General features: G+C 67.3%; 24 protein-coding genes. 17 read left to right on the forward strand and 7 right to left on the reverse strand.

What is annotated here, in order from left to right:
- Nucleotides 1–339 precede the first annotated feature (339 nt).
- On the forward strand, nt 340–3,612 hold the full coding sequence (locus FHU28_RS01865) for a hypothetical protein (protein WP_184680253.1): 3,273 nt from the start codon (nt 340–342) through the stop codon (nt 3,610–3,612).
- Nucleotides 3,613–3,666: 54 nt separating this feature from the next.
- On the opposite strand, the gene FHU28_RS01870 is transcribed toward FHU28_RS01865, so the two are convergent.
- Nucleotides 3,667–4,299, reverse strand: a complete 633-nt coding sequence (locus FHU28_RS01870; RefSeq protein WP_184680255.1) for a DUF7002 family protein — start codon at nt 4,297–4,299, stop codon at nt 3,667–3,669.
- A gap of 225 nt (nt 4,300–4,524) precedes the next feature.
- Here FHU28_RS01870 and FHU28_RS01875 point away from each other — a divergent pair, with 225 nt between their 5' ends.
- Nucleotides 4,525–4,671, forward strand: a complete 147-nt coding sequence (locus tag FHU28_RS01875; RefSeq protein WP_184680257.1) for a hypothetical protein — start codon at nt 4,525–4,527, stop codon at nt 4,669–4,671.
- A gap of 498 nt (nt 4,672–5,169) precedes the next feature.
- Here FHU28_RS01875 and FHU28_RS01880 read toward each other — a convergent pair whose 3' ends face one another.
- On the reverse strand, nt 5,170–7,023 hold the full coding sequence (locus tag FHU28_RS01880) for an ATP-dependent nuclease (protein WP_184680259.1): 1,854 nt from the start codon (nt 7,021–7,023) through the stop codon (nt 5,170–5,172).
- A gap of 1,171 nt (nt 7,024–8,194) precedes the next feature.
- Entirely contained in the window at nt 8,195–9,166 is a 972-nt protein-coding gene (locus FHU28_RS32990; RefSeq protein WP_221453091.1) for an HNH endonuclease signature motif containing protein, read from the reverse strand.
- A gap of 366 nt (nt 9,167–9,532) precedes the next feature.
- Between FHU28_RS32990 and FHU28_RS01890 the strand changes: the two genes are divergently transcribed.
- The 3 genes from FHU28_RS01890 to FHU28_RS01900 all read left to right on the forward strand — a co-directional run bounded on the left by FHU28_RS01890 (nt 9,533) and on the right by FHU28_RS01900 (nt 13,039).
- Nucleotides 9,533–10,393 carry a hypothetical protein gene (locus FHU28_RS01890; RefSeq protein ID WP_184680262.1) on the forward strand — a complete coding sequence of 287 codons (861 nt, stop codon included), beginning with the start codon at nt 9,533–9,535 and terminating at the stop codon, nt 10,391–10,393.
- An 848-nt stretch (nt 10,394–11,241) separates the two neighbouring features.
- Complete coding sequence (locus FHU28_RS01895) at nt 11,242–12,102, forward strand: TIGR04255 family protein (protein WP_184680266.1); 861 nt, start codon at nt 11,242–11,244, stop codon at nt 12,100–12,102.
- A gap of 484 nt (nt 12,103–12,586) precedes the next feature.
- Nucleotides 12,587–13,039, forward strand: a complete 453-nt coding sequence (locus tag FHU28_RS01900) for a hypothetical protein (protein ID WP_184680270.1) — start codon at nt 12,587–12,589, stop codon at nt 13,037–13,039.
- A gap of 330 nt (nt 13,040–13,369) precedes the next feature.
- Here FHU28_RS01900 and FHU28_RS01905 read toward each other — a convergent pair whose 3' ends face one another.
- The 4 genes from FHU28_RS01905 to FHU28_RS01920 all read right to left on the reverse strand — a co-directional run bounded on the left by FHU28_RS01905 (nt 13,370) and on the right by FHU28_RS01920 (nt 16,585).
- The gene (locus FHU28_RS01905; protein ID WP_184680273.1) at nt 13,370–13,534 is read right to left on the reverse strand and encodes a hypothetical protein; all 165 of its coding nucleotides are present in this window, start codon (nt 13,532–13,534) and stop codon (nt 13,370–13,372) included.
- An 883-nt stretch (nt 13,535–14,417) separates the two neighbouring features.
- Complete coding sequence (locus FHU28_RS01910) at nt 14,418–14,636, reverse strand: hypothetical protein (RefSeq protein ID WP_184680276.1); 219 nt, start codon at nt 14,634–14,636, stop codon at nt 14,418–14,420.
- A gap of 390 nt (nt 14,637–15,026) precedes the next feature.
- Entirely contained in the window at nt 15,027–15,722 is a 696-nt protein-coding gene (locus FHU28_RS01915; protein WP_184680279.1) for an HAD family hydrolase, read from the reverse strand.
- Nucleotides 15,719–16,585 (reverse strand): GntR family transcriptional regulator, encoded by an 867-nt coding sequence (locus FHU28_RS01920; protein ID WP_013283236.1) that lies wholly within the window; start codon nt 16,583–16,585, stop codon nt 15,719–15,721. Before FHU28_RS01920 ends, FHU28_RS01915 begins: the two co-directional genes overlap by 4 nt.
- A gap of 185 nt (nt 16,586–16,770) precedes the next feature.
- Between FHU28_RS01920 and FHU28_RS01925 the strand changes: the two genes are divergently transcribed.
- The 12 genes from FHU28_RS01925 to FHU28_RS01980 all read left to right on the forward strand — a co-directional run bounded on the left by FHU28_RS01925 (nt 16,771) and on the right by FHU28_RS01980 (nt 24,015).
- Entirely contained in the window at nt 16,771–17,169 is a 399-nt protein-coding gene (locus FHU28_RS01925) for a transcriptional regulator (protein ID WP_184680282.1), read from the forward strand.
- Complete coding sequence (locus FHU28_RS01930) at nt 17,169–17,378, forward strand: hypothetical protein (RefSeq protein ID WP_184680286.1); 210 nt, start codon at nt 17,169–17,171, stop codon at nt 17,376–17,378. Before FHU28_RS01925 ends, FHU28_RS01930 begins: the two co-directional genes overlap by 1 nt.
- 95 nt (nt 17,379–17,473) lie before the next feature.
- Complete coding sequence (locus tag FHU28_RS01935; protein ID WP_184680289.1) at nt 17,474–17,644, forward strand: hypothetical protein; 171 nt, start codon at nt 17,474–17,476, stop codon at nt 17,642–17,644.
- On the forward strand, nt 17,644–19,287 hold the full coding sequence (locus tag FHU28_RS01940) for an FtsK/SpoIIIE domain-containing protein (RefSeq protein WP_184680291.1): 1,644 nt from the start codon (nt 17,644–17,646) through the stop codon (nt 19,285–19,287). Before FHU28_RS01935 ends, FHU28_RS01940 begins: the two co-directional genes overlap by 1 nt.
- The gene (locus tag FHU28_RS01945; RefSeq protein WP_260412828.1) at nt 19,284–19,595 is read left to right on the forward strand and encodes a spread protein; all 312 of its coding nucleotides are present in this window, start codon (nt 19,284–19,286) and stop codon (nt 19,593–19,595) included. The genes FHU28_RS01940 and FHU28_RS01945 overlap by 4 nt, the downstream gene beginning before the upstream one ends.
- Before the next feature lie 17 nt (nt 19,596–19,612).
- The gene (locus FHU28_RS01950; protein ID WP_013477443.1) at nt 19,613–19,801 is read left to right on the forward strand and encodes a hypothetical protein; all 189 of its coding nucleotides are present in this window, start codon (nt 19,613–19,615) and stop codon (nt 19,799–19,801) included.
- Complete coding sequence (locus FHU28_RS01955; protein ID WP_184680293.1) at nt 19,798–20,058, forward strand: hypothetical protein; 261 nt, start codon at nt 19,798–19,800, stop codon at nt 20,056–20,058. Before FHU28_RS01950 ends, FHU28_RS01955 begins: the two co-directional genes overlap by 4 nt.
- Nucleotides 20,043–20,651 carry a hypothetical protein gene (locus FHU28_RS01960; protein WP_184680295.1) on the forward strand — a complete coding sequence of 203 codons (609 nt, stop codon included), beginning with the start codon at nt 20,043–20,045 and terminating at the stop codon, nt 20,649–20,651. The genes FHU28_RS01955 and FHU28_RS01960 overlap by 16 nt, the downstream gene beginning before the upstream one ends.
- The gene (locus tag FHU28_RS01965) at nt 20,648–20,794 is read left to right on the forward strand and encodes a hypothetical protein (protein ID WP_184680297.1); all 147 of its coding nucleotides are present in this window, start codon (nt 20,648–20,650) and stop codon (nt 20,792–20,794) included. Before FHU28_RS01960 ends, FHU28_RS01965 begins: the two co-directional genes overlap by 4 nt.
- Nucleotides 20,795–20,883: 89 nt before the next feature.
- Nucleotides 20,884–21,327 (forward strand): hypothetical protein, encoded by a 444-nt coding sequence (locus FHU28_RS01970; RefSeq protein WP_184680299.1) that lies wholly within the window; start codon nt 20,884–20,886, stop codon nt 21,325–21,327.
- A gap of 214 nt (nt 21,328–21,541) precedes the next feature.
- The gene (locus FHU28_RS01975; protein WP_311773504.1) at nt 21,542–22,303 is read left to right on the forward strand and encodes a DNA cytosine methyltransferase; all 762 of its coding nucleotides are present in this window, start codon (nt 21,542–21,544) and stop codon (nt 22,301–22,303) included.
- Nucleotides 22,300–24,015: a replication initiator gene (locus FHU28_RS01980; RefSeq protein ID WP_184680301.1), complete on the forward strand. Its 1,716-nt coding sequence runs from the start codon at nt 22,300–22,302 to the stop codon at nt 24,013–24,015. The genes FHU28_RS01975 and FHU28_RS01980 overlap by 4 nt, the downstream gene beginning before the upstream one ends.
- Nucleotides 24,016–24,027: the final 12 nt, after the last annotated feature.

The following is a 24,027-nucleotide window of genomic DNA, read 5'->3' on the forward strand; positions in this document are numbered from 1 at the left end:
CAGACGTCCACATCGCGGACGATCACGACACATGCTGGGAAGCGATCAAGGCCGCAACCGGCGTTTCCGCTGGTCACGGCCTTGATCGTGAAGTGCGCCCGAAGGGACTCGAACCCCTAACCTTCTGATCCGTAGACGACAAGTCAGACGGCCCAGCTCACAACCTTGATCAAATCTCTTGCTGACACCCGATTCCGGTGCAAATCTGCCGGTTCCGACGCTTGTCAAGGATTTTCTTGCCGTCGTCTCGCATGGCGGGATGACCATCGATGGCAGTTAGCTTGGAGGCCACCGAGCGAAGCGATAATCGATCTCGCTCCGGTGCGCTTCGCGGGCACAATGAACGCCGTGCTGATCGCCACCCGTAGCCTGCTGACGTCGCTCGATCCGCTGCCGTACCGCGCGCGGATGAACCGGCTCGCTCAATGGGCGCGTACCGCCCCTGATCGTGTTCAGGTCTGCGGGGATCTGCGCGGGCAGGGTCCCTATGAGCGGCATCTCGCCCTGGTCGCGGCAATGGTGGCCCGGGACGCCGAGGGCATCGCCGCTGCGGCGCGCGACCGCCAGCCGTCGATACGGGGTGCCGCGCTCACCGCGGCGCTGCGCGCCGGCATGCCGATCGGCTCCATCGCCGACCGGTCGGCGATGGAGCGACGTCGTGTCTATCGGAGCCTGCGCCGTCGGTATGCGCCAGCTGTCGCCGACTTGCTGATCAGCGAGGTCCGCGCCCAGTTCGGTGATGAGGAGGCCGCCGCGCTGCTGCCAGGCTGCGGCGCCGACACGGTACGGGCGTTGCTGCCTGATCTGGAGCACGCGCTGCGCCTGGAGCGGCTGGTCCGGTGGCACTCAGGCCCGCTCCTGGACCGGGTCCGTGAGCGGCTGGCCGCCGCCCCGCCCGAACTGCGGGAACGGATCTGGGGCGACGCCGCCGCTGCGGTGCTGCGATGCGACCCGGCGCAGGCGCTCGACCTGCTCGAACGGTACGCGCCCGAGGAGTCGCTGCCCGGCCCAGTCGACGCGTACGGACGACTCGCGGCGCACGATCCGGGTCGCGTGGCTCGTCTGCTCACCACGCCCGGCCGCGCGGCCTGGCTGCGGCGGACCGTGCTGCCGCCGGCCCTGCTGCGCCGACTCGCGGTGCTGCCCACCGACGAGGTGGCGCCGCTGGCCAGGCGGTTGCGCGACCACAGCCGGGCGCTGGCGGCGCTGCTCGACGCTGTCGCGCCAGCCCGGCGTAGGGAGCTGTACGACCGGGCTGTGGCCGAGGTCGACACGGCAATGCTGGTTCCGGCGGCCGAGATCATGGAGGTGCTGCCGGGCGCGGTCCGGATTCGCGAGGCGAGGCGGGTGCTGGGCCTGGTGAAAATCCAGGAGCGCGAGGCGGAGGTGCGCATCTGGAGTGCGTACCTGGCCTGGCCGGACGCGTCAGCGGCGCTGGAGGTCGCGTTGCGCTCGGGTGACGCCGACGAGCGGGCGTCCGGCTACGCACTGTTGGTGCAGGCCGCCCGCCGCTCCCGCGACCCGCAGGCGGTGGCTGAGGTGGTCGTGCGGCTCGGCCGGCTGCGCAACGAGCAGGACCCGGTACGCGCCGCCGCGCTCACCGCGCTGGCGAAGGTTGCACCGCTGCTCACCGCGGACACGGCGGCCGGGCTCACGCAGCTGACCACCGACGCGGTCGACGCCCGCGACGCCTCCGCCGCGACCACGACAGCGCTGAGTTCGCTCGCCGCCGACGTCCTGCAGCACCACGTGGCCGTGCCGCAGCTGCGGGAATGGGCGCTACTGACGATCGACCTGGTGAGCACCGGCGCCGCCGTGCCGGTACTGCGCCGCTTCGACACGGTGCTGCGCCAGGGGCAGGAGACACTGGTCTTCGAGCGGCTACGCGGCTGGGTCGAGGCGGGAATCACCCGCGGCCGGTACGGCCCGCTCTTCGCGCTCACCCACGCGCTCGGCAAGCGGGCCTGGCGGCTGCCACAGCTGCAGGACCTGCTGCGCCGGGCGATCGACCCGCACACGCTGACCTCGGTGGCCCGCACGGCGATCGGGCTGTGGCTGGATGACCCGCGTACCCGTTCGGAACGGGTCGCCGAGGTACTCACGGTTGATTCGACGGCGGTGACGATCCACGAGGTGTGGACGACGATCTGCACCTCCCGCACAGACCTGCTCGACCGCGTGCTGAAACGCCGGCCGCGCGGCCGGTTCGTGGAACCGGGGGCGCGATGGGTGCCCGCCTGGGCGTTTCACGCCGAGCGGTGGCTGCCCCGCCAACAGGCCCGCTTCGTAGACCAGCTGGAGCTACTCGTCGCCAACACCGAACAGGGAGTGTGGCAGCGCGCGGCGGCGATCAGAGCCGCTGCCGGCGTTCCCGGTGTGGGCCGTGAACTGGTGCTGCGCCACCTCGACGCCCCCGAAGTGGCGATCGCCGAGGCGGCACTGGGCGCGCTGGTCTGGACCGACCGACCGGACGAGGCACTGCCAGTGCTGCTCCGGTACGCCGACGGCGACCGGGCGCGGGTCGCGCTGTACGCGGCCGGCCGGGCCGCACGGCACGTCGCACCGTCCCGACTGGCCCATGTGCTCACCGAGGTGCTGACCGGCCCGGCGAAGATCACGAGCCGGAAGGAGGCGGCCCGGCTGCTGGCACGCTACGGACCGCCGCACGTGATGGCGACGCTGCTCGACGCGTACCACCACCCGGACGCGCACCGCGACGTGCGCGCGGCAATCGTCTCCGCCGCTCGGCAGCGGCTGCAGACCGAGGCGAGCTGGACCATCCTGCGCACCGCAGTCGACGGCAGCCGGGAGGAACGACGCGCGGTCCTGGACGCTGAGGCGTACACGATCCCGCAACGGCACCGTCCGCGCTACGGCACGCTCATCATCGAAGCCTGCCAGGCCACCGACCGGGAGGTCCGGCGCACCGCCTTCCGCCAGCTCGGGGACTGGTCGCCGTGGCTGGCCGGACACACCGGACTGGCCATTGACCGACTCACCGACCTCGACGAGACGATGGTGTCCACCGAGGTCGCCCACCTCCTTAAGGCTGGCGGCGACGCCATCCTCGGCACCGCGCTGACCCGGTTGGTGGACCGCGACGCCAATGACGACCATCCGGGCGACCTGGCCAGGGATCGCCCGGCCCGACGCCGCATCGAACTCCTCGCACGCGGCGCGGTCGTCCGATCCGGGCACCAGGCGACCAGTGCCGACCGGACCACACTGATCGAATCAGCACGGTGGCTCGCCAGCCGGCCCGCCTTCGCCAGCACGGCCGCAGGGTTGCTGGTCGACCTCGGTCGACTCGACAATCTGGACGAGATCGCCGGGCTGTGCGAAGGCCGGCCCGTCCTCGCTGCCCGCACCGCCGAACGCGTCGGCGCCCGCCTACGAAGCCTCCGCGAGTGGCCCGACCCGGCGGCCCTCACCGACACCATCGCGCGGCTGGCGGGACGCGGCGACCTCGCCGGCGGGCTGTTCGCGGTAGCACTGGTCCAGCACGGAGCCAGCTTCGGGTGGAAAACACCATGGCTAGACCAACTGATCCGGCTACGCCAACACCTGAACGCCGACGTGCGCGCGGAGGCGTACAACATCGACATGAGCTAACCAGCCCAACCAGCAAGCAATCCTGCAGTCCTGTGACCGCGAAGGCCGGGGGGCTCAGTTGATGGTGCCTTCGATCTTGTCGGTTAGGTCGAGGATGTCAGGGACGCCGTCCAACACGGTGACCTCGACCAAGGCGCCATCGCGGCCATACCGGCGGCGGTACTCGGCGTAGGGGTAGTCGGCGATCGGCAGCCAGGATCGATGCCCCCGCACGGGGTGGTTCTTCTGCGTCACGGCCCCGGAGTTGAACCGGCAGAGTTCGATTCGTGGGCCATGTCGCTCGACGAGGGCGCGGGTGTCGACGTGCAGGACCACCTGGTCCTTGGTGCGGTACTCCCTCGCTTGACGCAGCCGGTCCAGTCGCTCAGCACTGGCCCAGAAGAAGACCCGGGAGTTGATGGCAGCGAGGTACTCGGTCAGCGAGGAGTGTGGATCAATCTTCTCCGCGACGAATTTCATCGGTTTCTGATCGCGGATCACGGCCGGCGGCAGGCCGGGCGCGCGCAGAACGGTGGACTGCTTGCGAGGGGCGCTCAGCAGTCGGTCACGCTCGGCGGCGTCGAGGGCGAACAAATCGATCAGTTGCCACGTGGACACAAGGCCGTGTCGTTGCACCGATGGCCACGCTGTCGCCGGCATCGTGTGGAAGACCCGCGGATGGCGCGCGATCAGTTCCTCGGCGTCCATGCGGTCATCATGCCGGACATCCGCGACTACGGGCCACCAGAGATCCGGCCGACGTCCTTCCATCACCTGTTCGACGCGTGGCCTGCAGCGCTGGCGCTCCTCGCCGCTACGCCCACGCCTGCCAAGACAACCGCCACCCTGCGTAGTGGCCGAATCGCGGACGGGGATGCTGTAGGTCTCGCAGTGTGATTCCCCGGCGAGTTGCCCTTCGGCAAGGATTCGCCGGTGGCGATCGACATCACCGGCCAGTACTGGCACGGCGAGACCCGGGCGGACCTGGCCGAGTATTTGCGCGAGTTCCGAGCCGGCGGCTACGCCGGCGAAGAAGTCACCGAATCGGTCTGCGCCAGCTCCCACTCCAGCGCGCGCTGACCCGCGTAGTTCCGCTGCATCGACGTCACCGGCGCCCTGGTCCTGGCCGCCGACCGGCACAGCAGCAGACGGAACAAGAGGCCGCTAACAACCAGCCTGCTGCGCGCCGCCGAACAACAACCGACCTCGCCCGGCGGAGCCGGTTTGGCTCGGTTGCTGCAGGTTTGACTACTGGCGGTCGTCAGTCGGGCAATAATCTGTTTCGGCAGAGTATGAACACGCTGACAGAGGAGGCTCTGACCAGCAACTTTGCCGGGCAGACGGCAGAAACCGTCGTACCCCTGTGCGATCGTAGAGATGTTGGAGGAGGGAGGTAGCGACGTGACGGCCATCGAGCACCGCGTACGCCACCCTGAGACGCCGGAACCCAACTCTTGCCGCTGGTGCGGCATCCCCGAACGTGAGCACGGGCAGCGTTGGACACCGTCAAAGAGATGGCACCGATGGGAAGCTCCGACACTTGCGCAGCGGCGGGCCCGGATGCTGAGTCGCCGTGCCTCACGTATCCAGAGTGGCTAGCTTCTCCAGTTGAAGGAACGCATCGCACAGCTCTGCGGGAACTTCGGCAGCGGCCTTGAGGCTCCGCGCCATCTCATACATCATCTCCGCTTTGGAGGATGGCCCGCTGTCACTTCCCTCCCGGAACAGCTTCAGCAAGGCGGAGCTGAACTTGCCGGATCGCAGCGCGTCCACGTCCTTGGCTTCCCAGCTCCGGGTGTCGTTGCGAGGCCACACCAAGTTCGCCACCGCGCACCACTGCTCGTTTGTGAAAACGAACTCCAGTTCCTTGTCCGGGGTGCCAATGAAGCGAGTCTGACCCAGGATATCGATGCCCTCTTTCGCCAGATTTGCGTCGCTGAACATCTTGTTCGTCTTTCGGCTGTCAGCGTCGACGATGAGCATTACCTGCCGCTGTGAGCGGGCGAGGTATCCGATGAACTTCAGAGCGCCTTCGTTGTTGTGGCAGCCGACTATCACGACTCCCGCCGCATGTACCGGCCGCCCAGTGCACAGACGGAAGAAGAGCGGGAAGGATTGCTGCTCGGTAGCACCTTCAACGCCGACGAAGCACCGTTCATGCAGCAGGACGGTGTTGCGGAGTCCCAGGGCCGTGGCGATGTCCGAGAGGAACTGGCCGTTCGCGTTGTCGTCGAGGTCGGACAGCAGCAGACTCGCCCGGGTGCGTTCCCCGTCGAGTCGTAGGTGAACGATGTCTTCGATGGCAGCTCCGTCGATAAGGTTCATCGAGTGGGTTGCGATGACCATCGACACCCCGGGGATCGCGCACTGTTCTCGGATCAGCGCCATCACCCGACGTTGTTGGATGTAGTCGAGATGTGTGTCGGGCTCGTCGTAGGCGAGCACGATCTGCTGCTCGTCTGAGGCAGCGTGGCTGCCGGCGTCCCTCTGCAGTAGTTCGCTTGTCCACTCCCAGATAGCGAGACTGATGCGACGGGAACGGCCAGCTCCGACGGCGCTAAGGCTGACGGTCTCACCATCAGTGCGGGCCAGCAAGATTCTGGTGGATCGGAGGCCGGAGGTGAAGGACACGTCCGGCTGGACCTCCACCGACACCAGGTCCGGGCATCGCTGCTTGATGTGGTCAACTAGCCCTTGGGCGTCCTCGCGTACTCGCCGGCCGAGCTCGTCTTCGAGACTGTGGACCTGCTGCTTGAGATCCTCGTCCTCGAGATGAGACCTGTAACGGCTGTTCAAGGCAACCCGGACTGCGGCCTCCGCCGATTCGGCGTCACCGAAACGCAGGAACTTCGGCAGAGCCGCCGTTATCTCTTTGCGCGCCGGGATCCACGCTCGGGTGAATGGCTGGGTCCGAGCGAACTGCTCGAGTGCCGCAACCCAGCTGCTCTTGGCTCTCGCGTCGGACGTGACCGTGACCCCGAGGGCGGCCGCTGTGGCTCGCAAGTCGGACAGAGGCTTCGCGTCGAGGTCCCGGAGGTTCTCGTCCAGTGGCGCGTCTACCAGCAGCTCCAAGCGCGGCCCTAGTTCATGACTGCTGAGGCGACGCATCAGGATGGTGCCGGGCAGGGTTAGATCTCCCTGCTCCTGGTCCGAAAGGCGAAACTCGCCCTCGACCCACGTGGCTTCGACCCGTCGCACGGATTCCGGGGCATCGCTGGAGGGCGCGGCTTCGCCATCTCCGATCCGGGTCACCTCGAAAGTTCGGTCCTCTTCGGCCAGAGAAGAGGCGCCCAGCAGGAAGGCGAGCGCGTCGATGGTGGCCGACTTCCCGCTGTCGTTGTGCCCTGTCAGGAGTGTTGGGCGCCGGATCGGGATCGGGCCGACGTCCTGCAGACTGCGAAAGCCGTGGACCGAAATCGACACGAGTTGCATGGAGATCCTTCCCGTCACCGACCTGTCCAGGCCGCACAGGCGCAACGTCCGCCTCGCGCGGACAGGCATCGGTGCATCCCGCGGCAGACAGGTTACTACTCGCCCACGACATGCCGCCTCACCTCCTCGGGGAGCGGCAACTACTTGCCTTCCCTGTATGGTCAGAACAAGCGGTGAAGCCGAAGGCCACGCCCAAGCATCCCGTCAATCGGAGTGCTGGTCACGTCGCCACACAGGGCGCCGACTCGAGGATCGCTGGCGGCGGTGCCGGTCTTGGTCGCGCCAGCTCGCACGGTCGCGGGCGACCCCCCCCGCCGGCCTCGAGCGACCTTCGAACCGGTCGAAGCGTTTGCTGCCGGGGCGGCGATGCTTGCGAGCGTTATGGGTAGCGGCCCATAGGACGCAGGCCCCTGGCTGGATACGAGCCAGCCTGCTTGACGCGACACTTCCAGCGCTCGATCGAGTATCCGCACATCGGCCATGACAGTGCACTGCCATCCGCGCCGAACGCGGCGAGATGCCCCGTCACCAGGCGAGCTAGCGTTGCCCGCCGCGCAGGGCCGGCCGCACGTGCGGCAATCAGATGCGTGGACCTCCCGGCCGTCACCGCCGATGCTCGCCCCGGGTCGACGTCCCGACCCCCGCTCGTCACCTACGCCAGCCCAGGTCAACGGCGACCGACCGTCCGGGCGCCCACCTCGGCCCAAGAGATCCACCACCCCGGCCACAGTGGACAGCGGCCGCACCCTGACGCACCGGCATCCCGACCATGATCCAGACTAGGCGACACGCAAACGCCCTGGTCAGCACCAACCGGCACAGACCACCGCCGGAACAGCACACCGACAACGGAGCACCATCGGAGCACCAGATTCCAAATCCTGGGAAGACTGGTCCCAGTTTGCAGAAGCGATCAAGGCCGTGACTGGCGTTTCCGCTGGTCACGGCCTTGATCGTTTGTGCGCCCGAAGGGACTCGAACCCCTAACCTTCTGATCCGTAGCTCCGAGCGATGCGATCTACTGCGGCTGGCAGCGGTCTCAGCTAGCTCCGGGTGGTCCCTTCCTAGCTGTTGCAGCTCGGTCGGTTGCTGTACTTCGCTGCTGTACTGGACAGCCACGAGGACGAGACAACCGGTCGCAGCTGAGCTTTCAGCGGCCCAACCCGCGCCGCTACACGGCTGGGAGCGGCTGGGGTACAGAAGTCCGGTGCTCAGCCCAGTGCTCCTGAAGCCATCGGCGGTGGCCGGCAGTGAGAGGTACCGCCAGGCCCTTGCCGTGAAGCGAGGCGTAGTCCGGGAAGGCGAACAGGGCAGGGGCGACATCAAGCGTCGCCTCCGTGGGATGGACAGCGATATGCCCGAGGTCGAACAGTCGGTGCAGGTCTCGACGCAGGAGGAAGCCTCCTCGGCTGTCATGTCTCCCGGTGGTCGCGTAGCTGTAGAGGTGCGCTGCCTCAAGCGCATCCACGGGAGCCTTCCCTGTGAAAGCACAGACGGATCCGAACTGATCCAGCAGCGCCCGCCGGAATGCGCCTTGCCCTCTACGCGCCCTGACTACAGCTCGCGCATGTCCACCTGCAATCTGCTCGCCGGCGGCGTCGAGGACCCGCAATGACACGTCGAGGCCGGATGCGTGGACTGCGCCTACGAAGTTCCCCCACCTCAACTGACGGAAGCTGTTCTGAGAGTCCGGCAGGTACGCGAGCGGACGTAGCTGGCCAGCGGAGAGACAGCCAGCCAGGTCGACCCACCCACGATCGTGCTTCGACCGATACGCCGTCACCCTCTTCTGCTCACTGCGCGGCTCGTCGAACTCGGCCTTGCACTTGTAGCACCTGTAGCGTCGCGGCTGCTTGCGCCGCCTCTTAATGCCGGCCTTGCCGCAGTCAGGGCACCGATGCACCCACTTGTCGACCTCGGCTGTCTCGATGCTCTCGATGACCGACGCCCCGATCAGCCCGCGCTCTTCCCACAAGACGATGGCATCACCCACCTTGACTCGGGCGTGGTTCGGGACCGAGCTGTCCCAGCTGTAGTGCTCGGCGGGCTCGTCGTCGTAGCCGTCGTTGCCGCCATGCTCGCGGTTCTCACCAGCGACGAGCGCGAGCCATGCCACGCGGTCGATCTGTTTGGGCGTCGTCACTATGTGAAGGTAGCGGCAGAGGACCAGCCCTACCGATCTCCCAAAGCGCGCGGTTGGAGCTCCTTCGCTGGCGAGGCAGCGATAGGGCGCTCACGCCTCAGGGCTTGAGCCCCCTAGCGACGCCCTGCACTGCAAAGATCAAGCCTGCTGTCGACCCGTGACGGTACTACTGCTGAACTGCTCGTTGTGTCGAGTTCCGTCGCTCTCGGGTGGCGTTCGTCGATCGGTTTGGCTGTACGGATGGCTGTACAGCCCAGACGGACTCAGCTTCCGAGAGTCGGACGCCACGACGGCGCCGGGCGAGCGCTAAGTAAGGTTTACGCCAGATGCCTTGACGGCGCGGCTGAAGTCACTGCCACTAGCCTCGTGACGAGCAGAGCCGGCGACCACGACCGAGAAATTCCGATCGACCCCACTGACGAAGACGCTAACGAAGTCGGCGAGGAGATTGAGGACGAGCCTGCCTGGGAGCGAAACGCCGCCCGCTTCCTCAACTGGTTCAGCGAAGATGGAAACCAGGGGCTTCGTCACGGCCTAGCTTTCTGGCTCGTAGCCATCTTCGTTATCTGTTGCGCCTACGACAATTGGAAATCAGCCACCAGCACCGCAGAAAAGTGGTATGCGAGCGGCAAAGCCTCAGCCGATGCCGTCCTTACCGAACCTCAGCAGATCGCAGCGGTCGCCGCAATAGGCGCGCTAGTCGTATATCGAATTTGGCGGTTCATCCAGATCCGTCGAGGCATCAAGCCGGTACCGTGGCTACTGATCGCGTTAACCGTTTTCATTGCCCTCGGATTTACACTTGCCGCGACGTGGCTCATGTTCAGGGAGGCATCTAAAGCACCGGAGGGCGCGGCAGCACAATTGCGGTTCGATGCGGTGAAGACTGGCATTACCTTATTCGCCGGGACGGCAGGCGCGGGTGCTCTGATCCTATCCTTCAGGAGCCACTTCAACTCAGAGACTGACCGCCTGAACTCCCAGTTCGACACCGCCGCGGACAAGATGTCGAACAGCTCCCAAGTGGTGCAAGTAGCCGGCATCCTAGCCGTCGAACGAATTGCCCTTAAGCACAAATCATATCGTCGCAGCGCCGTAGCACTTCTTTCGACTTTCACCCTAACTGCGAGCGGATACCCCAGGCGGCAGGCGATTCGCGTCCTCCGCCGATTCGGGGAGCGGAATTTTGATTACCCACACCCCGATGATTCCTACATCAGCGAGTAGCAGGCGGACTGCGGCTACTCAGTAAGCTCCCTGACGCAAGCGGCCTGATGCCGGGCGCTCGGCGGCGCATGGACACTGACGAGCTGGCCATTTCTCGCGCGGACCTGTTCGACCAGATCCTCCCCGTCGTCCCGGATCGGTATCGCGCCCTGGTCGCCGCCGGCGCCGGCCTCCGCTGGGGCGAGTGCGTCGGGCTGCGCTGGGACGCCGTCGACCTGGCCGCGAATGTCCTCCGGGTAGTGCGGGTCGCGGAGGAGGCGTCCAGTCATGTGACGCTCAAGCCATATCCGAAGTCACAAGCTGGCCGGCGGATTGTGCCGCTGCCCCGTTCGTCGTCCAGGCGTGACCTACTATCGGCAGTCCTTCGAGACGGGCACCGACGGGTCAATCTTCGTCGCCCGGACTGGCGAGCCACTGAAGCGGGGAACGTTTCGGGCTCGGATTTGGAAGCGTCCCCGCAATGCGCCAGGCCCTGCCGCCCGGGCTCCGGTTCCATGACCTGCGGCACTCCTACGCGACGTTGGCTCCAGGATCAGGCAGGGGCCAGCTTGTGCGTTGAGCCATGTCAGACGTTGCGGCGGGTACACGCGGGCCGGCAGCCGCCCCTCGCGGGCCCGTCCTGCTGCCGCCACGGCAACCCCTCCTATGCACCGCCAGAAGCCGGATCGTTACGGCCGCGACGCAACGCCCAACGGGGGTGCGACTCTTGACCTCCAGGAGGTTGTACCTCACCCTTAGGCGCGCACCATGGGCGAAATCCGACAAGAAACCACGGAGGCACACAGTGGGCGCTACGCTACCCTCGGGGTATGTGGCGGCTTGTGTCCGGAACAACTCGGGAGGGATGCATGGTGGACCAGACGCTGTCCTACACCCGCACTGCTGACCTGCCCCTGTTCGAACGCCCGCCAGTGCGTGAAGTAAGCATGGCGCTCCAGTTTAAGCAGCTCGAATTGCGCGCAGTGGACCTTGGGCGCCTCCGCGAGCTTCTTAGGGATAGGTACCCAGAGGTTGAGGAGAGGGCGCCGGCTCCGCTCCAGATGGAGAACTTCGCTAGAGGGCATCGACTGGGAATGCAGTTTCAATTCGCGCTAATGGAACGCCCTCCGATCCCCATGGTCATATTCACTTCGGCTGATCGATCAAGCCTCGTGCAGGTCCAGGGAGATCGCTTCGCTTGCGCGTGGAGGAGAACCGACGGTGTCGACTACCCTCAGTACTCTTCCCTGCGAGAGGTTTTTGTTCAGAATGTCGTTTCCTTCAACAACTTCGTTGAAGAAACATGCGGTGCAGATATCAAGGTTAGCCAGGCTGAGATCTCGTACGTTAATGAAATCCCGACGCCCGATGGAGTGCGTCCCGATGCCCTCGGGAGCGCTGTTCCCTTGCCCTACAGTGGCAAGAATCTAGTGCAGCCAGAGGTATCGGCGGTAAGCGTCTCACAACGAATCACCTTCCGCACCCGAGACGCCGGAGGTGGAGTCGACTACGCCCGCCTACACATTGAGGCTGAGCCAGTTGCCGCTGATCATGAATCGGGCCTTCGTCTTTCACTCCTTTACAGGGGAGAGCCTTACGAGCGGGATCGTCATTCGCCGGGCCTCGCACCACTAATGGGGTTTTTCGACGAAGGGCATGACCAGATAGTCCGAGGGTTCGCTGCAAACACCACCGAGGAAGCGCACCAACTCTGGGGGAGGATCGCATGACCCTTGCGGCATACCTGCCGACGGGCAGTAGTTTGTGGCGTTTGCGAATGCCGTCGCTGACTCGGCGGCCGGGGCCGACTGTGCAAGTATCCGCACTTCCTGGCGAGGATGTTTGGTCGCGTCACGCCCTGCCGCCATGGGTGAGTGTCGCACTCGAAAGGATGGCCTCGGCCCTGAGTCTCGAGGAGAACTGGGACGGGGAAGGCGGCGTTCCCGCATCCCTTGAGGCTGCAAGTGCGGCAATGATGGTTCTGATCGAGACGATGGCAGACGACTCGATCCCTCCGAGCGTTGTCCCAATTTCCGACGGCGGCCTCCAGCTGGAGTGGCACGTTGCTGGCGTTGACCTAGAGATTTATATTGAGCCGGACGGTCGAGTCACCGCATGGTGCCGAGAGGGTGTGCGAGAGTGGGAAGAGGAGCGTTACCCCCGCGCCCGTCTTAGCAAAGAGCTTGGGCTCTTGACACACGCATACTGCGACTGATGCCAGAACTGCCCGAGGACGATAGATCCATCGACGGCAGCGACCGTTGCTACCGCCGAATCCCTCCGAGCCAGGCGCCCTATAACGAAAATCGTGGCCGCCGTTGGCCGTCATCAGGCAATCTCACGCCCTCAAAAGAGGATACGGAAGTTTCGATCTACCTCGGGTCCGTCTTGGACGAGCTACACCTTCTCCCTGAGGATGTCCTGGAGGGCCATGAAGGATACGGGTTGTCGTGCTTCCCCGCGCAGGCAGCACGCGACGCGAACTTCGGCATCAAGAGAGATCCGGTTACCGAGAGTAATAGGCCATTGAAGGTCGATCCCGCGCACGCGGTGCTTACCGGGCTTCCGCCTACCGGCAAGCCGGCCATTAAGCGAGCACGGAAGTTAGTTTACGACGAACGCCTCATAGTTGTTCGTGAGCCCGATGCCCCGGAAGATCTTCCTTAGCTCAGCCGACAGCCTGAATCGACCTCATCCGACGTCAGGTATTGACGCCTGCGACGAACCTCATTCGCGTGGATGCCATCCCGTCTGCCGCCGACCCACACATCGTGGAGCGGGCCAGGGCCAGGGCGACAAGGTGGAGCGCCCAACTGGACGAACGACCTTGTCGCCCTGGCCCTGGTCTGCTCGGTTTGCCTGGGTCGGTGGCTGGCGGGATGGCATCCCACCTCAACCACTCTCCGACCGGAACCGTTCGGCAACTCCATCTCGGAGTCGTCTGGCCCCCGCCGGAGGCACAGATCTAACCCCGCCTCCTCCCTCACCCCACCACCCTCACACCACCTCCACCCCTTTCTCATCCTGGGCCTGGGCGATCGTGAGGCGCCGTTCGGCAACTTCGTCCGCTGCGGTTGCCTGCCGGGTCTCGTGTTGCTTCGGGATCGTCGGCATCGGGTGGAAGGAGTCCGCCTGGTACTGGTCGTCCTCGGGATTCGTCACCGGGTCACTTCACTGACCCAGGTGTGACGCGCGGGGCGGGGCGTGGGGTTCGGGCCGGCTGATTTTCCGCCCCGGCGCCCTTGCGCCGGGGCGGCGGCTCCGCAGGAGCCGTTTGCCGCGCCCCGGCCCGCGCCGCGCGGAGCGCGCTTGATCCAGTACAGGCTAATTCGGCAACAGATCACCGGCTGCACTCCGAGTCGACTCGGCCAGCACGAACGCAACTCCGTGCCGTCGTCCGATATCGCCTCGGGGAGACCGCTGCGGCTCATCTCGTGCGTGAAGGTGACTGCCTCGTCCGCTCCGTGAGCGGTCGCCTGCCAACTCCGCCGACACCGACAGCACCGGTCCTCTTTCAACCGACCTGCTCAGGCTCCCACCTCCTCCGCGGCTCAGTTCACACCATCGCCTACAGGCGACGTGCGAGGTGCGCCGGGGGGCCTTGCCCGGCTGACGGCGCGGAGCGAGCCTGCGGGACAGCACAAACTGACTAATCGGGCCGGAAGGGGCCGGGGAGACAACACCCCGGCCCCACCTGACTACCGCAGGAACAGGGCCAACAGCCCCGTCAGAGCGGCCAGAAGAACTCCTGCGCCCTGGAGAACACCGGGAGCCGTCTTGAGGTAATCAATGATCACCGAGTGACGGTTCCGTGACTGATTGTCTCCCTGCTCGTTTGGCTGTACGGTCACGCTGACTCCCTACTGACCAGATGTACCGCTTAACGGAGTCACAAAGAACGCCCGGCTTGCACCCGGGCGTTCACTCCGTCTAGATACCTCAACGGTCATGTCTTCAGCGGGTTACCTTCTCCGTTACGACCGGCCGACCGACTCCGTCGGACCTTCAGGTCGGAGCAGCAAAACCTAGGTCCCTAGGCTTGCCTTCACCCCTGGTCCCCATGCCGGCAGACGTCGGCTCGCACATGCGTCCCGCACCACGGAGGCAGTTCTACCGACCACACGCGCCAGCCGCCGTCGTCCTTGCGCAGCTTCCACTGCCACGGGTGGTCGGCGCCAGCGAGGATCTGCGGGCCGTCCCACCACACCGCGCGTACCTGCTGCACCACCGTCGCCCGGCCGTTGCCCTGATGCTCGATGGTCATCGGCCCCACGCTCTCCAACTTCGATGGCGGCCGGGCTGTGCTGGTTATCTCGGCGCGGTAGTCGCGCCACTGCCGGCGGAGCTCGTCGTGAACGGGGCCGGCTAGCACCCGCGACAGCCCCAGCTCGTCACCGGCACTGAGTTTCAGGAGCCAAAGCGTGGCCGCCGCTTCCGGCGTCGCCTCACCGCGCTCCGCTTCTAGCTGCTTCCGCACCGCCCAGGACGCGGGCACAGCAACAAGGCCGACGCAGGCAAGCCCCACGAGTGCCACAAGCACCCAGGGCCATCCCCGCGCTGGCCTTGTCGCTGCCCGGACTCGGTGCGGTCGCCATCCGTGGGGTTCCTCCCCCATGGTCATCATCTGCCGACGATACGAAGCAACCAGGAAAGATCAAAGACCCTCGACCTGCATGAGGGCCTGCGCGATTTGCCGCATCGATGTAACCACCGCGTCCGCACCCGCCTCTTGGAACGCCGCCACCTTTGCGGGCTTGTTCGCGTACCCAATCACACGAGTGCCTGCGGCTTTCGCTCCCTCGATGTCGGAGAGCGAGTCGCCGACCAACACACACAGCGCCGGAACGACTCCAAGGGATGCCGCCGCGTCAACAATGGGCGTCGGGTTCGGCTTCATACGCAAGGGATCGGCGTATGCCCGGCCAACAGTCTTGGCGACATGTTGGCTCAGTCGGTGCTCTCTCAAGTAGGCGTCCACTGCCTGGGGCGAGTTGTTGCTGACCACCGCGATTGGCAGCTGCAGCTGGCGCGCGGCCACGATGACCTCTCGCCCGTAGGCGGTCGGTTCCGCCGTCGATGCCGCCTCCACCTCAGCTGCGATCAGGGCGTCTTCGACGAGTCGGGTCAACTCCTGATCCGTCGAGCTGCCGGTGTGCCTCAGCACCTCCAGCGGGTCCGATTCTTCGGCTAGCTCGTTCGTGAGCGCCAAGCCCTGGCTCACTAGTAGGTCCAGGAGCTCCCTCGCAACCTGTGGTGCTGGGTAGTTGGCGAAGATGCTGCATACCGGCCCGTCGAAGTCGAGCAGCAATGCGCGGACATCCCGGCACAGCTGCTCCAGGCTGGCGGTCATCCTTCGTGCCGATAGGCGATGGTCGACCACAGTGAGTCGAACCACTGGCGGGACGCTTCCACGAACTGAGTGCCGTGCGATGTGTCGTCGTCGGTGACGGCGTAGTGGAAGAGCGGGACGTCCTTGCCCATGAGGTCGTAGATGGCGGTGGGCTCGCCCTTGATGGTGACGGTCCGTTCGACGGCGGGGTAGAAGCCGAAGAACACCTCTTCACCGTTGAGGACGTAGAGCTTGAACTGCGGTGAACCTCGATGCATCCGCACCTCGACCGTGGCCGAACGAATCAAGCCCAGGTCGCCTAGCTCCGTAACCTGATCAACAATGCCGTCGACAGCCCTGCGGGTGATGCGGTCAGCTCGTTCCCGGACGGCCGGATCGTCAGACTGTGTCTCAGCCCTGGCGGGTAGCGCCATGGGGACTGACATGTCGGAGACGAGCACACGTACTGCGATCGTCTCCGGGGCGAGGCGACCAACGCGGACCTTGTCCAGCACCTCGGCCAGGGCGTCTCGCAGGGTCTCGCCAGAAAAGCCGGCGAAGTCGATGGTGACGTGGGCTCGCTCGAACGCTGCTTCGATGTGGGGACGTAGCTCCACTGCCCGTTGCGTCTGGGCGCGAACGAAAGCGCCGCTGCCTTGCCGGGTGATGATGAGGCGTTCTGAGCGGAGCACCTCTAGCGCTCGTTTGATGGTCTCCCGTGCCACCCCGTAGCGGGAAGCAAGTTCAGGTTGCGACGGCAACTTGTCGCCCGGCGCCAGTCGGCGCGTAAGGATCGCGGCCCGGAGCTTGTTTGCGATCTGCTGTGACGCCTGCTTCGGGTCATCGGGGTCGAGTTCACCCAGGTAGTCCAGGTCTTCGGTCACCCGTCAAGGCTACCTGCTGACTAGCCAAGCTAGGAAACTCCTACTCCAACTCTTGACCTGACTAGCCAAGGCGGCCTAACCTCGGTGCATGCCACTTGGCTAGCCAGGCAGGTCAAGTCTGGTGCACAAGCTCTACCGGATGGGTCCGGCTGAGCAGAAAGCGCATTGCGCTGAAGGAGGAATCCGTGGCTCTTCGTGGTGGTACTCGGTTCTCGGTTCCGTTCGAGGCGGTGTTTCCGCATGGTGCGGTGTTCGTGCCGGACTCGATTGCGGAGGCGCAGGACTTCAACGAGGCGACTCGTCAGCGGACGCCGGCGAAGGACAAGGTGACGGGGCAGCGGGTGTGGCAGTGCCGGGTGATGGACATGGACCCGGAGTTGGGGTCGCGGTCGCGTGAGGTGGCGATCAAGATCCTGGCCGATGTGCAGCCGGTGCCGCCGGTGGGTCCGTTCCAGCCGGTGGAGTTCGAGGGCCTGACGGTGACCCCGTACGTGGGCAGCAACGGTCGGTTGGCGTTCTCCTACCGGGCCACCGGTCTGGTGGCGCCGAAGACCCTGGCGGAGTCGCGTGGGAAGGCCGCGTGATGGCGGGGCTGCACATGACGGCGAACGTGCACGTGAAGCCGGAGACGGAGCTGTCGTTCTCGCTGTACCCGACGCAGGGTCGGGTGGCGGTGCAGATCGGTGGGGTCGGTGGTGACGTGACCTTGTTCCTGCCGGGCAGCGAGATCGACCGGTTGGCCGGTGTGCTGGCTGACGCGCGTGAGTCCCTGTCGGCCGTGACGGCGGCCTGATTCCTGTTGGTGGCGCGGGGCGGTCCTGGCCCTAGGAAAGCTTGACCGCCCCGCTGCCCTCTCAAACCCTCTCGGCCTGGAAGGGCAGGTTCATCATGCCTGTTGTCCTGGACTGGACGCGTACTGCCGGTGCCGGCGAGCCGGTTCCGTGTGTCATCTGCGGTAAGCCCGCGATCTGCCGGAGTCCGGCGGGTAAGCCGGTGCACAAGGTCTGCGCCGAGGCGTGGACCGAGCAGCGCAACGCCGACCGTAAGGCGGTGGCGTGATGGTGCGGGCGCCGCTGGTCAACTTCCGCCGGTTCCAGATCTCGGCTCCGTGGCCGCTGCTCTGGACCGTGACCGCCCTGTTCCTCCTGTTCCGCCTCGCCGTGGCGGTGGTGCGGCTGGGTGTGTTCGTGGTGCGGCACTGGCGGGCCTGGCCTGCCGTGGCCCTGGTCCTGCTCGCCGTGAACGTCTACCGGGCGCATGGCTGGTGGCTTCACCTCCTGGCCGCCGTCGTCCTCGCCGCTGTCGGCGGGAGCTGGTGGTGGCGGGGCCGGGACTCGTTCCACCGCCACGTCGTCCTCCGCGCCGTCTCTCTGTGGCGGCGGTTGTGGGTGTATCGGCGGCAGTGGCACGAGGTGATGTCGCTGTGCGGGCTGGTGAAGAAGTACGACGGCGGCGAAGTCGTACCGACGTTGTTGTCGGTGCGCTGCTCCTACGCCACGGACGAGTTGGTGCTGCGGATGCCGAAGGGTCAGAACCCGGAGGTGTGGCACAAGGCGGCTCGGGATCTGGCGTACTCGTTCGGTACGCGGCACTGCCGGGTGTTCTCCACCCGCCGCCACCCGGTACCCCACCGGTCCGGGCGTCTCGCCTGGCTGTTGCGGCTGGTGGATCGGGTGCGGTTCCGGGACCGGCCCCGGCATGTGTGGCTGGTGTTCATCCGCCGCGACCCGCTGACCCGCATCGTCGCCCCGCTGCCCGTGCCGGCCCGTCCGGATTTCACCGCCCTGCCGCTGGGGCTACGGGAAGACCTGGCCGTCTACTGCTTCCGGCTCCTGGCTACGCACGTGCTCATCGGCGGCGCCACGCGGATGGGCAAGGGCTCGGTCATCTGGTCCCTGCTCCGCTCCCTGGCCGCGGGGATCCGGTCGGGGTTGGTGCGGGTGTGGGCGATCGACCCGAAGGGCGGCATGGAACTGGCGATCGGCCGGCCGCTGTTCTCCCGCTACGTCGACGACGACTGGTCCCGCATGGCCGACCTGCTCGAAGACGCCGTAGCTCGGATGCGCGCCCGGCAGCAGATCCTGCGCGGCAAAGCCCGCGTCCACACCCCCACCGTCGATGAGCCGCTGATCGTCGTCGTCATCGATGAGATCGCCGCGCTCCTGGCCTACCTGCCCGACTCCGAGATCCGTACCCGGATCACGCAGGCCCTCGGGTTGCTGCTGTCGCAGGGAGCCGGGCTCGGCGTCCTGGTCGTCGCCGCCACCCAGGACCCCCGCAAGGAAGTCGTCTCCGTGCGCGACCTGTTCCCGACCCGCATCGCTCTCGGGCTCACCGAGCGGGGTCACGTCGATCTGCTGCTCGGTGACGGTGCCCGCGAGCGGGGAGCCCTGGCGGATCAGATCCCGCTGTCGGGCAAGGGCGTGGCCTACGTGCTGCTCGACGGTCAGCCCGAACCCGCCCGGGTCCGGTTCTCCTACGTGGCCGATGACGTGATCCGGGACATGGCGGCGACCTTCCCGGCCCCGCCCGAGACGCAGCCGGAACCCGCCGTCCAGTCGGCGCCCAGGGCGCGCACCAGCACCGGCAGCGGGCGGCACACCACCTACCGGCCGACGCCGAAGCAGGGCGCTCCGCTGTTGCCGCCGTCGCTGCTCAACGCCCTGGACCTCAACAGCACGAACGGGAGTGACCCCCGATGACCCACCACGAGATCCCCGACGGCACGCCGGTGCGGATGCCCTACGCCGACGATCCCGACCAGCAGGAGCAGGAGCCGCGGCGGTTCTACCGGCTGCGCGCCCCGCACGTCGACAAGGCGTCGGTGCCGGTCACGGTCCGCGTCACCCCCGACGCCGACCTCTACATCGCCGTCGGCGCCGGTCGTCGGCGGATGTATCTGACGCCTGCGGAGGCGTGGGCGCTGTGGCGCTGCCTGTCCGAAGCCGTGGCGTCCACGGGCGAGCCGCCGGAGTGGATCCGCGTGCACGTCAACCCCACCACCCGCTGACCTGCTTGGAGCCCGTGATGCGTACTCGTCGCCTCAACCGCCGGCCGATCCGCCGGACCTGCCTCGACCTGCTGCACGTCGATCCCGACCAGTCCTGCCCCTACTGCGCACCCGACCCCGACGCCGTCGACGTGATCGCCGCGGCGCTGCGCCAGCACGCGGAGATCGCCGCCGAGGACGCCGAAGCGTGGGGGTGGGCGGCGTGAACCCGCAGATCTGGTCGTGGCTGCTCATGGCCGTCGGCGTCACCGGCCTCTACCTCGCCGGTAAGCGCTCCTGGACCGGCTGGGCCGTCGGCCTCGCCGCCCAAGGACTGTGGCTGGCCTACGCCATCACCACCCGCCAGTGGGGCTTCCTCGCCTCCTGCTTCGTCTACGGCGCCGTCTACCTACGCAACCTGCACGCCTGGCTGCGCCCCACCCCGACGACTGAGCGGGAGGTGACCCGATGCGCCGCTACCTGAACGCCGACCGGCTGGAAGCCGTCGTCCTGGTCCTCATCCTCCTCATCGTCGCCGGGACCGCCGGGTGGGCGTCGTTCTCCCACGTCCACGACTGGACCATGCGCCACGTCCCCGACGGCACCCCCGACGCCTTCGGCTGGGCCAACGCCGTCCTGTCCGACCTGGTACCCGTCGCCTGCCTGCTCGACATCCGCCGACGCCGACGCCGCCGTCAACCCATCGGCTACCCGGTGTTCCTCATGCTCGCCTTCGCCTCCTTTTCCCTCGCCGCCCAGCTCGCCGTCGCCGACGCCAGCCCCTCCGGCTGGCTGCTGTCCGCACTGCCCGCGCTGGCATTCATGGCCCTGACCAAGCTCGTCTTCACCGGCACCCCCACCCCCGCACCCGCCGCGGTGAAGCCGACCCCGGCCCCGGCCCCCGTTCGGGAGCCCGTCGACGCCGAACCCGTCAGCGTCCCGACTGCCCCGGCGCCCGTCTTCACGCCCCCGACTCCGACCCCGGCCCCGGCTGGCGCCCCGGTGCGGTCGGCGCTCGTGTCGTCGGTCGTCCAGGCCCCGCGCAACGGCCACATCGTCTCCGAGGTGACCCGATGAACCAGCCCAAGCACCCGCCGGTGACGGACACGTGCGTCGTATGCAACGGACCGATCGAGTACGTCGACGTGAAGGACCCCTACTGGCGGCACACCGACATGCGCAACCTCGCCAAGCCCCACGGCGCCCGCCCCCGCCGATAACCCGACCACTGCTGCGGCGCGGCCGACTCACCCTCGACCGCGCCGCAGCACCCCCGGACATCGACCGAGCCAGAGCAGGAGAACCCGTGATGCCGTCCACTGCCCGCACCGCTCTTGCCCACCGGACCCGTCCCACCACGCTGACCCGCCGGATCGTCGGCACCCCGACCGAGGTCGCCGCCGCGCTCGCCGTCCTTAGGGAGTCGGGGCGCCTGATGTTCGCCGACCGCCCCCACCAGCACGCTGACGGCCGGGTCACGGTCACCGTGCGGTTCCTCGACACCGCCCGCCCCGCCCCACCGCCGGTGCGTCGGCTGCGCCGCGGCCGGGTCATCGCCGCCACCGCCATCACCACCACGGCTGTCGGCGCCCTGGCCGGAATCGGCTACCTCGCGACCCAGGTCGCCCACACCGTCCAGCGCAACGCGCCCGCCGTCGTCGGCGTAGTCCTGGTCCTGCTCGTCCTGGCCGTGTTGCTGCTGCGTCGCAAGGCGACCTGCGGCGGGCTGCACTGCTCGGGATGCCGGCACTGACCGCCACGGCTCGGCCCGTCTACTGCGCGCGCTGCTGTGGCCGGGCTATCGCCCTCGTCGAGGCCGGCCGTCCGGGTACCGGCCGCTACCGCGCCGAGACCGCCTGTGCCCGGCACGAGTCGGCCGCCCGTCGCTGGGCCGGGCACGCCGGTCCACCCCGCAGCACCCCTATCACCCCTGTTCAGGCTGTCTTGTTCGAGTTGGAGGTAGCGCCGTGAGCACGCCGCTGACCTACCTGTCGCTGTTCTCCGGAATCGGTGGCCTGGATCTCGGCCTCGACCGCGCCGGGATGACCTGCGTCGGTCAGATCGAGGCCGACCCGTTCTGCCGATCCGTGCTCGACCACCACTGGCCGGAGGTCCCCAAACATGACGACGTCTGCACCGCCCCCACCTGGTGGCGCTCCCGTCCCCGTCCCGCTGTTCGACTGGTCGCCGGCGGCTTCCCCTGCCAGCCCTTCTCCGCCTACGGCCTACGCCGCGGCACCGCAGACACCCGTTGGGGCTGGCCCTGGTTCCGTGACATGGTTCGCGCAGTACGACCCGACTACGTCCTCGTGGAGAACGTCGCAGCTCTGCTTCGCGATACCCACGCCTTCGGACGCCTGCTCGGTGACCTGGCCGAAGACGGGTTCGATGCGGACTGGACGGTGCTATCCGCGTGCGCCCTGGGTGCGCCACACACACGCGAACGTCTGTTCCTGGTGGCCTACACCCCGCGCCGTGATGGCCAACAACCGCTGCACCTACCGACCGCACTACCGACCCGACGCCCCCGCCCTGGAACAACGAGTAGCCCTACGCGGGCAGACCGGTGGCTACCTGAACCCGCCGTGGGTCGAGTGGCTCATGGGCTTCCCAAGCGGCTGGTTGCCTCCCACCTGCATGCCCTCGGCAACGCCGTCGTCCCCCAGGTCGCCGAAACGGTCGGCCGCCTGATCGTCGCCGCCGACACCGCCCGGGAGGTGAGCCGATGAACACCCCGACCCTGCCCGGCCTCACCCCCGACCCGGTGACCGTTGCGGCTGAGCCCACACCGACGCCCGGCACCCGTGCGGCCCGTTTCGCGCTGCCGATGTCGCGGAAGATCGTCACGGAGATGGCCGCCGAGTACGGCGTCTGCCTGCACCCGGTCACCCTGCGCCGTACCGACCTGCACACCGGTCTGACCGAAGTCGTGGACCTGCCGTGCGGCTCGACCCGCGAGGACAAGTGCGAGCCGTGCGCGAAACGCGCTCGCCGGCTGCGGCAGACGCAGATCCGGGAAGGCTGGCACCGCGCCGACGAACCCGCGCCCGGCCCGAACCCGGCCACAGACGCGCAACGCGAGTTGATCCTGCTGCGGGCTCATTTGGAGTTCGCCCGCGATGAGGCCCAACGCGCGGCGCAGTTCGACCAGGTCCCCGCCATCGATGAGGCGATCGGGGAGGTGGAGGAAGCCATCGCCGCCGAAGGACTCCGCGGCGCCGTCGCACCCTCGCACGACTCCGACGACGACAACCACGGCCGGCGCAAGCGCTCCACCCGCCGCCGCCAAGACGCACCCGACCTGCCCCGCAAGAAGGTCGAACCCCGCACCGTGGGCAAGGTCTACACCGCGCCCGACGGCACGCAGCATCGGCCGTCGATGTGGCTGTCCCTCACCCTGGACAGCTATGGGCGGGTGCTGCCCGACGGCACTCCCGTCGACCCGGCCGCGTACGACTACCGGCGGGCAGCGTGGGATGCGGTGCACTTCGCCCGGCTCCTGGACCGGTTCTGGCAGAACCTGCGCCGATGCGTCGGCTGGAACGTCCAGTACGCCGGCTGCGTCGAGCCCCAACGCAGGCTCGCCCCGCACGCCCACTTCGCCATCCGCGGCACCATCCCCCGCACGGTGCTGCGGCAGGTCGCCACCGCCACCTACCACCAGGTCTGGTGGCCGCCCGCCGACGAACCCGTCTACACCCTCGACCGGCCACCCGTCTGGGACACCGACCGCGCCGAGTGGATCGACCCCGACACCCGCGAGCCGCTGACCGGATGGGCTGACGCCTTGGACCTCATCGACACCGACCCCGACGCGCAACCGGCGCACGTGGTCCGCTTCGGCGCCCAGGTCCACGCCGAAGGCGTCACCCCCGGCACCGTGCACGCCAACCGCACCATCGGCTACATCACCAAATACATCACCAAGAGCGCGGCCGACTGCCACAAGCCCGACACCGACCGGCAGCGCGACCACCTCGACCGGCTCTGGCACGAACTGCGGGTGACCCCGTGCAACGAGCGGTGCGCCAACTGGCTGCTCTACGGCATCCAACCCAAGAAGGCACACGGACGCCTGCAAGCCGGACGCTGCAAAGGCAAAGTCCACCAACGCGCCACCCTCGGCATCGGCGGCCGACGCATCCTCGTCTCCCGCGACTGGTCCGGAAAAACCCTCGCCGACCACCGCGCCGACGCCCGCGCCTGGGTCCGCAACCTCCTCGGCATCACCGTCGGCGCCACCGACGCCGACGCCGTCGACCAGGACGACCCACCCGCATACGCCTGGGAACTCGCCCGACCCGACGACCCCGACCTACCACCCCTGCAACACCGGCTCCTCAAAGCGCTGTCGCAACGTGCCCAGTGGAAGGCGGCACTCCTCGCGGCGAGAGACAGAGCGTCTACCGGTTCCGCCCCACCCGCCGAACAGACCGCCTGACGGAGAGAGGAC

It is taken from the genome of Micromonospora echinospora, assembly GCF_014203425.1.
GTDB classification, from domain to species: Bacteria; Actinomycetota; Actinomycetes; order Mycobacteriales; family Micromonosporaceae; genus Micromonospora; species Micromonospora echinospora_A.